General features: G+C 51.5%; 14 protein-coding genes. All 14 read left to right on the top strand.

Annotated elements, in window-relative coordinates:
* Positions 1 to 13 precede the first annotated feature (13 nt).
* Positions 14 to 1,081, top strand: a complete 1,068-nt coding sequence (gene rseP / locus Q0418_RS03925) for an RIP metalloprotease RseP (protein WP_298482438.1) — start codon at positions 14 to 16, stop codon at positions 1,079 to 1,081.
* A 40-nt stretch (positions 1,082 to 1,121) separates the two neighbouring features.
* A complete protein-coding gene (gene ispG / locus Q0418_RS03920; protein ID WP_298482419.1) occupies positions 1,122 to 2,159 on the top strand; it encodes a flavodoxin-dependent (E)-4-hydroxy-3-methylbut-2-enyl-diphosphate synthase in 1,038 nt (345 codons plus the stop codon).
* Positions 2,160 to 2,179: 20 nt separating this feature from the next.
* Positions 2,180 to 6,520 carry a PolC-type DNA polymerase III gene (locus tag Q0418_RS03915; protein WP_298482417.1) on the top strand — a complete coding sequence of 1,447 codons (4,341 nt, stop codon included), beginning with the start codon at positions 2,180 to 2,182 and terminating at the stop codon, positions 6,518 to 6,520.
* Between the two features lie 78 nt (positions 6,521 to 6,598).
* Positions 6,599 to 7,789: an ATP phosphoribosyltransferase regulatory subunit gene (gene hisZ / locus Q0418_RS03910; protein ID WP_298482415.1), complete on the top strand. Its 1,191-nt coding sequence runs from the start codon at positions 6,599 to 6,601 to the stop codon at positions 7,787 to 7,789.
* Positions 7,790 to 8,425, top strand: a complete 636-nt coding sequence (gene hisG / locus Q0418_RS03905; protein WP_298482413.1) for an ATP phosphoribosyltransferase — start codon at positions 7,790 to 7,792, stop codon at positions 8,423 to 8,425.
* 5 nt (positions 8,426 to 8,430) lie between these two features.
* The gene (hisD, locus tag Q0418_RS03900; RefSeq protein ID WP_298482481.1) at positions 8,431 to 9,732 is read left to right on the top strand and encodes a histidinol dehydrogenase; all 1,302 of its coding nucleotides are present in this window, start codon (positions 8,431 to 8,433) and stop codon (positions 9,730 to 9,732) included.
* Positions 9,729 to 9,983 (top strand): hypothetical protein, encoded by a 255-nt coding sequence (locus Q0418_RS03895; protein ID WP_298482412.1) that lies wholly within the window; start codon positions 9,729 to 9,731, stop codon positions 9,981 to 9,983. Before hisD ends, Q0418_RS03895 begins: the two co-directional genes overlap by 4 nt.
* Before the next feature lie 37 nt (positions 9,984 to 10,020).
* The gene (hisB, locus tag Q0418_RS03890) at positions 10,021 to 10,602 is read left to right on the top strand and encodes an imidazoleglycerol-phosphate dehydratase HisB (RefSeq protein WP_298482410.1); all 582 of its coding nucleotides are present in this window, start codon (positions 10,021 to 10,023) and stop codon (positions 10,600 to 10,602) included.
* The gene (hisH, locus tag Q0418_RS03885; protein WP_298482408.1) at positions 10,603 to 11,211 is read left to right on the top strand and encodes an imidazole glycerol phosphate synthase subunit HisH; all 609 of its coding nucleotides are present in this window, start codon (positions 10,603 to 10,605) and stop codon (positions 11,209 to 11,211) included.
* On the top strand, positions 11,208 to 11,939 hold the full coding sequence (gene hisA / locus Q0418_RS03880; RefSeq protein ID WP_298482405.1) for a 1-(5-phosphoribosyl)-5-[(5-phosphoribosylamino)methylideneamino]imidazole-4-carboxamide isomerase: 732 nt from the start codon (positions 11,208 to 11,210) through the stop codon (positions 11,937 to 11,939). Before hisH ends, hisA begins: the two co-directional genes overlap by 4 nt.
* 1 nt (position 11,940) lies before the next feature.
* Positions 11,941 to 12,696 (top strand): imidazole glycerol phosphate synthase subunit HisF, encoded by a 756-nt coding sequence (hisF, locus tag Q0418_RS03875; protein ID WP_298482404.1) that lies wholly within the window; start codon positions 11,941 to 11,943, stop codon positions 12,694 to 12,696.
* A gap of 51 nt (positions 12,697 to 12,747) precedes the next feature.
* Entirely contained in the window at positions 12,748 to 13,098 is a 351-nt protein-coding gene (hisI, locus tag Q0418_RS03870) for a phosphoribosyl-AMP cyclohydrolase (RefSeq protein ID WP_298482402.1), read from the top strand.
* Entirely contained in the window at positions 13,095 to 13,442 is a 348-nt protein-coding gene (hisE, locus tag Q0418_RS03865; protein ID WP_298482400.1) for a phosphoribosyl-ATP diphosphatase, read from the top strand. The genes hisI and hisE overlap by 4 nt, the downstream gene beginning before the upstream one ends.
* Before the next feature lie 19 nt (positions 13,443 to 13,461).
* Positions 13,462 to 13,887 carry a hypothetical protein gene (locus Q0418_RS03860; protein ID WP_298482398.1) on the top strand — a complete coding sequence of 142 codons (426 nt, stop codon included), beginning with the start codon at positions 13,462 to 13,464 and terminating at the stop codon, positions 13,885 to 13,887.
* Positions 13,888 to 13,964: the final 77 nt, after the last annotated feature.

The following is a 13,964-nucleotide window of genomic DNA, read 5'->3' as shown; positions in this document are numbered from 1 at the left end:
GATACATGCACCTATGCAGCATATCGTAACACTTCTCATTGCCGTTGTTATTTTCGGCATGATCATCGGCATTCACGAATTCGGACATTTTATTGTGGCAAAGCTGCACAAGATCCAGGTGAATCAGTTCGCCATTGGCATGGGACCACGTATTCTCCATTTTCAAAAGGGCGAGACAGAATATTCCCTGCGGCTCTTTCCCATCGGAGGCTTCTGCTCCATGGAAGGGGAGGACAAATCCAGCGACAACCCCAATGCCTTTGAGAAAAAGGCAGTCTGGCGTAGAATGACCGTTGTTCTTGCCGGTGCCATAATGAATATCATCCTGGGATTCCTGCTGATCGCTGTGCTGCTGTGCACCAGTGAAAAGGTGCCCTCTACGGTCATTGCGCAGTTTGCCCAGACCACGGATGCGACTACCGGCGAGACCGTTACTGCGGCAGAAAGCGAACGCTCCGGATTGCAGGTAGGCGACAAGATCATCGCCATTGACGGTAGCCACATTTTTTCTACCACCGACCTGATCTACAAATTGCAGACCACGGATGCAGATTCTTTTTCCGTGACCGTAAAGCGTGACGGGGAGAAGATCACCATTGATTCGGTGACATTCCACAACGATAATACAGAAGGTCTGCTGGATTTTGCTGTGCAGGGAAAGTCCAAGAATCCGGTGACGATTGTCTCTTATGCGGCGAAGGATACGGTAGCGACTGCAAAGCTCATCTGGATGTCTCTCATTGAACTGGTCAGCGGCAAGTACAGTCTACAGGATCTCTCTGGCCCTGTGGGTACTGTCAGTGTCATTGAACAGGCGGCGTCTACCGGGGAAAATATTCTGGAACGGGTACAGTCTGTCTTGAATCTGACTATTTTTATTACTGTGAATGTGGGTGTGTTCAATCTACTTCCCATTCCGGGACTGGATGGCAGCCGCTTTGTGTTCCTGCTGGTGGAGGCAATCCGCCGGAAACCCATTCCTAAGGAACGGGAAGCCATGGTGCATTTTATCGGTATGGCAGCATTGTTTTTGCTGATGATCCTGGTAACAGTGCAGGATGTCAGCCGGTTTTTTCAGTAAATGATGATTTTTCAATAAATTATGATATGGAGTTAAGCCTATGAGAAAAGTTAGACCCGTTTCCGTCGGCAACTGCAAGCTGGACGGAACCCATATTTACATACAATCCATGCTGAATACCCGTTCGGATGATATTCCGGGCAGCGTGGCACAGGCTGTGGCACTGGAACAGGCAGGCTGTGAGATCGTCCGGGCTGCCATTCCCGACAAGGATGCCATTGCGTTGATTCCGGCAATCAAGGAGAAGATCTCCATTCCGCTGGTGGCAGATATCCATTTTGACTACCGCCTGGCACTGGAGGCAGCTGCTGCCGGTATTGACAAGATTCGCATCAACCCGGGGAATATCGGTGGTATGGATCGGGTGCGTGCCGTTGTACGTGTGTGTCAGGAAAAGCATATTCCTATCCGAATCGGTGTCAATTCCGGCTCTCTGGAAAAGGAGATCCTCGCCAAATACGGTGCACCTACGGCAGAAGCACTGGTGGAGAGTGCCATGGGACATGTGCGGATGCTGGAGGCATGTGACTTTGACAACATTGTCATTTCCATGAAATCCTCCGATGTCAATACCATGATCGACGCATACCGTCTCTGTGCCGAACAGTGTGATTATCCGCTGCATCTGGGCGTAACCGAAGCCGGAACAGAACGCATGGGACTCATCAAGTCTGCCATTGGTATCGGTGCCCTGATCCATGACGGCATCGGCGAAACCATTCGTGTCTCCCTGACGGAAGACCCGGTGCAGGAGATACGTGCCGCACGGGATATTCTGAAATGTATCGGCAAACGAGGCGGCCCTCAGATCGTATCCTGTCCCACCTGCGGCAGAACACGGATTGATCTGGTGAAAACTGCGAAGGAAGTGGAAGCAGCGCTGGAGCATGTCCAGAAGGATATCAAGGTGGCTGTTATGGGCTGTGTTGTCAATGGTCCCGGTGAAGCAAGAGAAGCAGATATCGGCATTGCCGGCGGTGATGGCTGTGCTGTGCTGTTCCGGAAGGGAACAGTTCTGCGCAAAGTGCCGGAAGAGGACATTGTGCCGGAGCTTATGGCTGAGATCGAAAAACTGTAAGAGCAGTAGGAGTGGAACATATGGATTTGAATTTCGCAGCGTTTCTGGAGGAATATGTCCCGGTGATGCCGCAGTCTGTACAGGACGGCATTCTGAAACGTATGACCTATTCGGAAAACCTGACGAAAATTTCGTTTTATATTGCATTTCCCCATCTGGTTCCGGTGCAGGATCTGCTGTCACTGGAGCATGAACTGGAGATTCGCTTGGAGATCCACGCTGTGCGGCTGCATCCCCGGTATGCGCCGGAGCTGTTTTCCATGGCGTATTTCCCGGATCTGGTCATTTTACTCAAACGGGAAATGACGGTTGTCAATGGATTCATTGACGGAGCAGATGTCACATTTGAGGATGACAAGCTGGAGATCCAGCTGCATAACGGCGGCTTTGAAATTCTGGAAAAATACCACGTGGCGGAGTATTTCTCCGGCTTGATGGAGCAGCTGTTCTCCCGGAAGATCCGGGTGGAATTTCATGGCACTGCCAGCGTCACAGAGGATGAATTTCAGGCGATGATCGCAAAGGCAGAACAGGAACTGCCGAAGCATGCGGAACAGCTCCAGGCACCGACGCCGGCACCGGCAGCTTCGGCAGGCGGTGGAAAACCGCCTAAGCCTACGGCGCAGAGCGTTGCCATGAATGAGGATATTCCGGGCGTGATTCCCGGAAGCGCTGTGCTCATCAAGGGCAGACCCATCCGGGATATTCCCATGCCCATCCGGGAGGCTGTGGAGGTACAGAATCAGCGTATCATCGTCATGGGCGATGTCTTTGCCATGGAATCCCGTGAGGTACGGGGCGAACGCACCATATTGACCTATCAGATCACAGACGGCAGCTATTCTGTTCTCGTCAAGGTATTCGATACCACAAAGAGTATCTCCGAACTGCCCTATGGCGAGATCAAAAAGGGCAGCACACTTCTGATACTGGGCAGAATTTCCTATGACGAATTCGCCCGGGAGGATGTACTGAAGCCGGAATCTATTGTCATGGTAAAGCGGCAGCGTAAAATGGACGAAGCACCGAAAAAACGTGTGGAGCTGCACTGCCATACCAATATGTCTCAGATGGACGGCGTGACACCTTGCGAAAAGCTTGTGCAGCGTGCCCATGACTGGGGACATCCAGCCATTGCCATTACAGACCACGGTATCGCACAGGCATTTCCGGAGGCAATGTCCACATGGGACGGCTTTAAGGACAAGGACTTCAAGGTGATCTTCGGCTGCGAAGCCTATGTTGTCAATGACCTGAACCGTCAGCTTGTAGTGGATGATCCGGGCGACCGGACACTACAGGACGAGATCATTATTTTCGATGTGGAGACCACTGGTCTTAGCACATCCCAGGATCGTCTCACAGAGATCGGCGCCGTGCGGATGCGCGGGATGCAGGTGGTGGATACCTTTAACATCATGGTCAACCCGGAACGCTCCATTCCGCCGAAAGTCGTGGAACTGACCGGCATTACAGATGCTATGGTAGCAGATGCGCCCAAGGAAGCAGAAGCAATACGGAAATTCATGGAATTCTGCGGCGATCATCCCGTTCTGGCGGCACATAATGCCCGGTTTGATACGACCTTTGTGCGCAATGTCTGCAAACGGCATAATATCACATTTGAGTTCGCCACACTGGATACGCTGGTACTCTGTAAGTGTATGCTGCCGACCTTGTACCGCCATAAGCTGGACGGCGTGGCAAAGGCATTGAAGCTGGGGAAATTCGACCATCACCGGGCATCGGATGATGCGCAGATGCTGGCGAAGATCTATATCGAACTGGTAACACGATTGGTGCAAACCAAGGGGGCGACCATGCTCTCCGACCTGAACACCAAGACCCAGGAAATCGATGTGAAGAAGCTGAAATCCTATCACCAGATCATTCTGGTACGCAATCATGTGGGTCTGAAAAATCTCTACAAGCTGATCTCCCATGGACATATTGAGTGCTTTTACCGTAAGCCTCTCATCCCCAAGTCGGTGCTCATGCAGCACCGGGAAGGTCTGATTTTCGGCAGTGCCTGCGAAGCCGGCGAGCTGTTCCAGGCAATGGTAGAGGAAAAGTCCCATGAGGAATTGGTAAAGCTGGCGAAATTCTACGATTATCTGGAAATCCAGCCTGTGGGAAACAACGCCTTTATGATTCGCAATGGTATGGCAGCCAATGTGGAGGAGTTGCAGGAGTACAACAAGCGTATCGTTGCACTGGGTGACGAACTGGGAATCCCTGTCTGCGCAACCTGTGACGTGCATTTCATGGATCGGGAGGACGCCATTTACCGTGAGATCCTGCAAGCCGGACAAGGCTTTGAGGATGCCAGAAATCAGCCACCCCTTTATCTTCGCACCACAGAGGAAATGCTGGAGGAATTCTCCTACCTGGGAAAGGAAAAGGCATACGAGATCGTTGTGACCAATACCAATGCCATTGCCGATCAGATCGAAAAGATTCGTCCGTTCCCCAAGGGAACCTTTACGCCCACCATCGACGGTGCTGAGGAAGATCTGGTGCGTATCACTACCACAAAGGCAAAGGAAATCTACGGTGATCCGATGCCGGAGCTTGTAGAAAAGCGCCTGGATCGTGAGCTTTCTTCCATTATCAAGCACGGCTTCTCCGTACTGTATATCATCGCCCAAAAGCTGGTATGGGACAGCGTGGATCACGGCTATCAGGTTGGTTCCCGTGGTTCCGTCGGCTCTTCCTTTGTGGCATCCATGGCGGGTATCTCAGAGGTAAATCCTCTGGCACCCCATTATGTCTGTCCCAAGTGCAAACACAGTGAATTTATCACAGACGGCAGTGTCGGCTCCGGCTTCGACCTGCCGCCGAAAACCTGTCCGGAATGCGGTGCGGAAATGAACCGTGACGGACATGATATTCCCTTCGAGACCTTCCTGGGCTTCGATGGCGACAAGGCGCCGGATATTGACCTGAACTTCTCCGGCGAATACCAGTCCTCAGCCCATCGCTATACAGAAGAGCTGTTCGGACGGGATAACGTGTTCAAGGCGGGAACCATTGCCGCCGTTGCAGACAAAACTGCCTATGGTTATGTGAAGAAATACCTGGAGGAACGGGGAATACAATGCAGCCCCACGGAGATCAACCGGCTTTCCATCGGCTGTACTGGTATCAAGCGAACGACCGGTCAGCATCCCGGCGGTATGGTCGTTGTACCAAGTGACTATGATGTATACGACTTCACGCCGGTGCAGCATCCGGCAGATGATGCCGAGTCGGATATTCTGACGACCCACTTCGACTTCCATTCGCTCCATGATACTATTCTGAAGCTGGACGAACTGGGTCACGTGGTGCCTACCATGTATAAGCACCTGGAGGATGCCACGGGAATTTCCATTCACGATGTACCCACCACAGATCCCAAGGTCATTCAGATGTGCACGGATGCGTCTGTGCTGGGCGTGACGCCGGAGGAAATCTACTGCCAGACGGGAAGTCTTGGCATCCCGGAAATGGGAACCGGTTTTACCATTCAAATGCTGCTGGATTCCAAACCCAAAAAATTCAGCGACTTTTTGCAGGTCTCCGGTCTGTCCCATGGTACGGATGTATGGCTGGGCAATGCGAAAGACCTCATTGACAATGGAACTTGTACCATTTCGGACGTTATCGGAACACGTGACAGTATCATGACCTACCTGCTCCACAAAGGCGTTGAGCCGAAGCAGGCGTTTCAGATCATGGAGGATACCCGTAAGGGCAAGGCACCAAAAACCTTTACCCCGGAACGTGTGCAGATGCTCAAGGATCATAATGTACCCCAGTGGTATATTGACAGCTGCCTGAAGATCAAGTACATGTTCCCGAAAGCCCATGCGGCGGCATATGTTACGGCGGCAATCAAGCTGGGCTGGTTCAAGCTCTATTATCCGCTGGCGTATTATGCAGTGTATTTCAGTACGCGAGGAGATGACTTCGATCCGGTTCTGGCACTGCAGGGAAAGGACGCTGTCCGTGCCAAGATCGAGGAACTGAAGGAAAAGGGCAACGACCGTTCCAAAAAGGAAAGCGACCTGCTGGATACGCTGCTCATTGTCAATGAAATGCTCAGTCGGGGCTGCGAATTCCTGCCCATTGATCTGTACAAGTCCCACGCTGACCGCTATCTGGTGGAGGAGAATAAAGTCCGCATCCCGTTCAGTGCCATTCCCGGCATCGGCGTTTCTGCGGCACATAATCTCTATGAAACGGCACAGAAGCGGAACTTTATTTCCATTGAAGAATTCCAGGCACAGAGCGGTGCGTCAAAAACCATAATCGAAACCCTGGAACAGATGAACGCTTTGGGCGATTTGCCGAAATCCAGCCAGATGATGCTCTTTTGAGGACAGAATCTTGACAGATGTATTTTTCTGTGGTACTATAGTACTGTGTTAGCATGATAAAGCGTTAAGGAGGAACCTATGAGAAAATATGATTTGATCACGCCGGAGGGGACAAAGGACTTTTTGTTTGAAGAATGCCTGGTGCGCCGTGAGACAGAGCATAAGCTGCACGCCATTTTCCGCAGCAAGGGCTATTCGGAGCTGACAACGCCGGGACTGGAATTCTTTGATGTATTCCAGTCAGAATCCGGTCATTATCCCCAGGAACGGCTGTATAAAATGACAGACAGCAAGGGACGTCTGCTGGTGCTGCGTCCGGAGTCCACTATGCCCATTGCACGTGTCGTTGCCACACGTCTCCGGGATGCTTCACTGCCCCTGCGTTTGTATTATAATCAGAGTGTATACCGTTTCGAGCCGGCACTGAAAGGCCGCAGCGATGAGATCACGCAGACTGGTATCGAACTGCTCGGCTCTGCATCCTATATGGCAGATGTGGAAATGATCACTACCGCTATCGAGGTACTTTCTGCGTGCAGCGACGGCAGCTTTTCTCTGGAGCTGGGCGATGCCGGAGTATTCAAGGAACTGATGCGGGAGCTGAATGCCACACCGGAAGAGCGGGAAAATATCCGCTATCTCATTGAGACGAAGAACTACCCGGCGTTGAACGATGTGCTGGATACCATGGGAGATTCCAGAGCAGCAGCGGCACTGAAAAAGCTGCCGGCACTGTTCGGGGGAGAGGAAGTATTCGAGAAGGCATCTCAGCTGTACTCCAACCAGCGCATTGACGAGATCCTCATGGATCTGCGTAAGCTGTACGAGGATCTTTCGGAAGTGATCGGCGCAGGCAGACTGACTGTAGATCTGGGTATGGTCAACAATGCGGATTATTACACAGGTGTAATCATCAAGGGCTATCTGGAGGGCTATGGCGAAGAGGTACTCTCCGGCGGCAGATATAACAAGCTGCTGTCTGATTTCGGCTATGATATTCCGGCAACGGGCTTTGCAGTGAATGTGGATGCCGTTTCCAATATCCTGCGGAAGAACAAGGATGTAGCAGTGCAGCCGGCAGATGCTGTGATCTATGCTGCACCGGGCTATGAGATGAAAGCGGTGACAGTTTCCCAGGAACTGCGTGCCAAGGGGCAGATCGTGGAGTATGCATTTTTCGATTCCATCGACCTGGTACGGGAATACGCAAAAGACCGCAGAATTGGCAGAGTTGTCATTGTGGATGAAGAAATTACGGAGGTGGAATAAATGGCAAAACCCTTGAGAATGGCGTTGACAAAGGGCAGACTGGAAAAGGATACCGTTGGTCTGTTGGAAAGCTTGGGGTTTGACTGCACGGCTGTCCGGGAAAAGGGACGCCGGCTGATCCTGCCCATTCCCGATGCGAATCTGGAAGTTGTTCTGGCAAAGGCAAACGATGTCATTACATATGTGGAGCACGGCGTGTGCGACATGGGTGTCGTGGGAAAAGATACCATTATTGAAATGCAGGGCAAGTTCTTTGAACTGGTTGACCTGGGCTTCGGCAAGTGCAAGTTTGCACTTGCGGCAAAGAAGGGAACGGATTTTTACAGCGGCTTCGGCGTGAAGTGCATTGCCACAAAGTATCCCAATGTGGCACGCCGCTTTTTTGAGAGCAAGGGCATGGACGTGGACATTGTCAAGATCGAAGGCTCTGTTGAGCTTGCACCGCTGCTGGGACTGGCAGACGGTATCGTGGACATTGTGGAGACAGGCGTGACCCTGCGGGAAAACGGGCTGGAAGTGGTCGAGGATGTTGTGCCCATTTCGGCACGGCTCATTGCCAATACCGTCAGCCTGAAACTGCGTCAGACGGAAATTGAAGCGCTGATCCAGCAGATCGAGGAGGCATTGCAGAAATGATTACGATGAAAACCATTAACGCCAGCGATGTGCAGGAGCGTGAAGCATTTTTCACCAGCCTGGACACCCGTTCCGGCGAAACCAACCAGCGTGTGACAGAAACAGTCAGCGAGATCATCCGTACCGTAAAGGCTGGCGGTGACGAAGCTGTCAAGAATTATACCCTCAAATTTGACGGCAGTCTGCCCCAGTATTATGAGGTGCCGAGAGATGTGATCAACGATGCCATGACAGAGGCAGACCCGGCATTTGTGGATGCCATGCTGAATGCCATTGAAAACGTCCGGGATTTCCACCAGCGTCAGGTACAGCAGGGCTTTGTGAATGCACTGCCCAACGGTGTCATTATGGGACAGCGTGTCCGTGGGCTGGCACGGGTAGGCTTGTACGTACCGGGCGGCACGGCGGCATATCCCTCCAGCGTGATCATGAATGCAGTACCGGCGAAGATCGCAGGCGTCAAGGAAATTATCATGGTAACACCGCCCTGTAAGGATGGTACACCGAATCCGGATATTCTGGTAGCTGCGGGGCTCTGCGGCGTAGACCGTGTATTCCTGTCCGGCGGTGCTCAGGCAATTGCAGCGCTGGCATACGGCACAGAGGAGATCCCGAAGGTGGACAAGATCGTAGGCCCCGGCAATATCTACGTGGCAACGGCGAAGAAGCTGCTGTACGGCGTTGTGGATATCGACATGATCGCAGGCCCCAGCGAGGTTCTGGTCATGGCAGACGAGACAGCGGATCCCAAATTCGTGGCAGCTGACCTCATGTCTCAGGCGGAGCACGATGTACTGGCGTCCTCCATTCTGGTGACTACCAGCGCAGAACTGGCGGAGAAAGTGCAGCAGGAAGTCAACCGTCAGGTGCAGTATCTCTCCCGGAAAGAGATCATCGAAAAGTCCATGAACGAGTACGGTGCATTTCTGCTGTGTGACAGCCGGGAAGAGGCAACGGCTCTGGCAAATCGTATTGCACCGGAGCACCTGGAAGTTCACATGGAGAACCCCTTAGAGCTGTTGGGCGCATTGGATAACGCCGGTTCTGTCTTTCTGGGACCGTATGCATCCGAGCCCTTGGGGGATTATTACGCAGGTCCCAACCACGTGCTGCCCACCAGCGGTACGGCACGGTTCTTCTCGCCCCTGGGCGTCCAGAGCTTTACCAAGCGTTCCAGCTATACCTATTATACCAAGGATGCTCTGGAAGCGGCGAAGGAGGATATTGTGCTCATTGCCAATAAGGAAGGGCTGACGGCGCATGCGAATGCCATTACGGTGAGATTTGAAGACGAAAAGGAATCGTGAATGCAATCGTAAAAATTCTCGGAACTTCCAGTGAAATCTTTTTTCTTTTTGAGGATGGCGAGGTAGTAGTTGGTTCCGGCGAATTTATGTGCCGGAAAGGTACATGGGATGGATTTTATGTCTATGCGAACAGCTTAAAATTCAGAAATTCGGATATGCGTCTTTCGCCAGAACAGACAGAGGAATTGATCGGCAAAGCTGTGAATTATCAATTCAACAGGGATTTTATCCTTGAGTTTATCAGAAATTGATATTGAAGTTTGGAGAGAATTATAAGGAGGTACCGCAATGCGACAAGCGCAGCTCACACGCACGACAAAAGAAACAGACATCCAGGTAAAAGTGACATTGGACAACCAGGGCACCGCCAACATTTGCACGGGCATCGGTTTTTTTGACCATATGCTCACAGCACTTTCCGTGCACAGCGGCATCAGCATGGACATATCCGTCAAAGGTGATCTCCACGTGGATGGACACCACACGGTAGAGGATACGGGCATCGTTCTGGGCAAGGCGCTGGGCGAAGCCCTGGGGAATAAGTCCGGCATCACACGCTATGGCAGTGCCTATATTCCCATGGATGAAGCTCTGGCGTTTTGCAGTCTGGACATCAGCAACCGTCCGTTTCTGGTGTTCCAGGGGACATTCACCAATGCCATGATCGGACAGTATGATGCATGTCTCACAGAGGAATTTTTCCGTGCCTTTGCATTCAATGCCGGAATTACCCTCCATGTGAACATGCTGTATGGTTCCAACGACCATCATAAATGCGAAGCGGCGTTCAAGGCGGTTGCCCATGCTCTGAAAACGGCAGTGACACCTCTGGAAGCCGGAAAAACCTTGTCAACGAAAGGAGTGCTGTAAATGATCGCAATTGTGGATTACGGCGCAGGTAATATTTTCAGCGTGAAAAATGCCCTGGATTTTCTGGGACTGCCCGGAGAACTGACTTCGGATCCCGAAGTGATCCGTAAGGCGGACGGCATTATCCTGCCGGGTGTAGGGGCATTTCCCAGCGCTATGCAGATGCTGCATGATCGGGGACTGACGGAAGTCATCCGGGAGGAATCCCATAAAAAGCCGTTCCTCGGTATCTGCCTTGGTATGCAGCTGATTTTTGAAAAAGGTTACGAATTCGAGGAGTGCGACGGTCTGGGACTGGTGCCCGGCAGCGTGGAAAAAATTGTTGCACCGGGAATGGTCATTCCCCATATGGGATGGAATAAGCTGGAAATGCAGAATGACTGCCCCATTCTCCGGAACCTGCCGGAGGAGGCGTATGTCTACTTCGTGCACTCCTACCAGGCACATACGCCGGAGGATTATCTGGCAGCGTATGTGGAATACGGCGATGCAAAGATTCCGGCAATGGTCTATGACGGAAAGACTGTCTACGGCGCACAGTTCCATCCGGAAAAGAGCGGCGAGACCGGCTTGCAGATTCTGCGTAACTTCGGAGGGCTGATGGGATGATTATTTTACCTGCAATTGATATCAAGGACGGCAACTGCGTCCGCCTGTTCAAGGGGGACTTTTCCACAGTGGAAAAGGTTGCTGCGGATTACATGGAAACGGCAAAGGGTTTCGAAGCTGCCGGTGCATCCTGGATTCATATGGTAGATCTGGACGGCGCCAAAGAGGGCAGACCGGTCAATCAGAAGATCTATAAGGACGTTGCTGCAAAAACCAGACTGAAAGTGGAAGTGGGCGGCGGCATCCGTAATCTGGAAACCATTGCGGAATATCTGGACAGCGGCGTGGAGCGTGTGATTCTCGGCTCTGTTGCACTGAAAAATCCGAAGCTGGTGCAGGATGCGGTGAAGCAGTTCGGCAGCCGGCATATTGCCGTGGGTATCGACGCCAAAAACGGCATGGTCGCCACAGAGGGCTGGCTGGAGGAGTCGGATGTGGACTATATCACTCTGACCAAGGAAATGATGGCAGTGGGCGTGCAGTATTTCATTGTGACGGATATTGCCAAGGACGGCACCCTTTCCGGTGTGAATATTGACCAGCTGTCCGATCTGTATCAGGCAACGGAGGGGAAGTGCAGTATCATTGCCAGCGGCGGTGTACATACCATCGAGGATATCCGCAAGTGCAAGGAACTGGGACTGTATGGTACCATCTGCGGCAAATCTATCTATAAGGGCACATTGGATCTGAGAGATGCCATTGCGTTGGCGGAAGGAGCGGTGTAATATGCTGGCAAAACGAATTATCCCATGTCTGGACGTGCGGAATGGCAAGGTCGTCAAGGGTGTCAACTTTGAGGGCGTCAAAGAAGTGGGTGACCCGGTGGAATGCGCCTATGAATACAATCTCCAGGGTGCTGACGAGATCGTGTTCTATGATATTACGGCTTCCTATGAGGGTAGAGGTGTCATGCTGGATGTGGTAAGGGAAACTGCCAAAAAGGTATTCGTTCCCCTGACTGTAGGCGGCGGTATCAAGACCGTGGACGATATCCGGGAAACCCTTCGTGCCGGTGCGGACAAGGTATCTGTCAATTCCCAGGCAGTGCAGAATCCTCAGCTTATCAAGGACGGCGCCGATATTTTTGGCTGTCAGTGTATCTGCGTAGGCGTGGATGCCAAAAAGGTGGCGGATAACAAGTGGACAGTATACATCAACGGCGGCAGAGTGGATATGCATCTGGATCTCATCGACTGGGTGAAACAGTGTGAACAGCTGGGGGCAGGGGAGATCTGCCTGAACTCCATCGATACAGACGGCGTCCGCGGCGGCTTTGATCTGCCCATGCTGAAAGCAGTCTGCGATGCTGTGCAAATACCGGTCATTGCCAGTGGCGGTGCCGGAAAGCTGTCCGATTTTGCGGATGCATTTCTGGAAACCGGATGCTCTGCGGCATTGGCAGCATCCCTGTTTCATTTCCGGGAACTGACCGTGCAGGAAGTCAAGGCGGATTGCCGGGCAAAGGGCATTCCCATGCGGTAACAGAAAACGATATGTGTAAACGGAGACCGAAAGACAAACGAGGTGAAATGAATGGTAAAGATTGACATCGACCATCTGGAAAAATACTTCGCCAAATCAGAACTAATTCCGGCGATTGCTTTTGATGTGGATACAAAAACTGTCTTGATGCTGGCGTATATGAATGAAGAAAGCCTGCGCAAGACACTGGAAACTGGCTATACCTGGTATTGGAGCCGTTCCCGGCAGGAGCTGTGGAACAAGGGTGCAACCAGCGGACATTTGCAGAAGGTGGTTTCTATTTACAGCGACTGTGACGACGACACATTGCTGCTGAACGTAAAGCAGACCGGCGCAGCATGTCACACCGGTTCATACAGCTGCTTTTTCAATGAAATTTACAGAGAGGATAAAGAAAAATGAACGCATTACAGGAATTATACGAGGTAGTTATGAGCCGCAAGGCGATGTATGAAAGCGGCGAGGTAGATGTAGAATCCCAGAAATCCTACACCTGCTATCTGTTTTCCAAGGGACAGGACAAGATCCTGAAAAAGTGCGGCGAGGAGTGCTCTGAGACGATTATCGCTGCCAAGAACAACGATAACGAAGAACTGAAAAATGAGATCGCCGACCTGATGTATCACCTGATGGTACTCTGTGCACAGCAGAATCTGCCTTGGTCTGAGGTGGAGGAAGTGCTGGAAGAGCGCAGCTGGAAGATCGGCAATCTGAAAACTTTTAAAAACGTAGATCATAACTCTTGATTTATCCGGAGAAAAAAGAATGCCAACAATTGAGGAACATCATCGTCAAGGAAAAGAACAATTGAAAAAGTATCCGATTCTCTTGCTGCTTTTCGTTGTTATGAAAGTCGGCATGAAAATTCTGGTGAAATATACGGATATCGAGTTACCCGGATGGCTTGGAATTGCCGCTTTTATTGTAATTGCGGTAGGTATCATCATACTGTTTGTTCTGGATATGATTCGGCGAGATAAAGTTCTGAAAAAAATGGAACAGCTGGAAGAAGAACAAAGCCGCCGTCCGGTCATGTATGACAGCATTGACGGTATGCTCCGGCGAAATGGCATAAATCAGTCCAATATTCATAAGAACTATACCCCGAAACGGGAAATTTCTCCCGAAGCACAGGCGGAGGCGGAACGATTGGATGCCATGAATCAGGAAAGCGATACGGAGTGGTGGTAAGAATTTTTTCCCCATGCAGGCACAATTCCGCAAACCTCTGAATACACTGTAGAGAAGCATCTGTCAGGAAACTGACG

It is taken from the genome of uncultured Ruminococcus sp. (genome assembly GCF_937915125.1).
Lineage (GTDB): Bacteria > Bacillota > Clostridia > Oscillospirales > Ruminococcaceae > Ruminococcus_C.
This window is presented reverse-complemented; position numbering and strand designations above follow the sequence as displayed.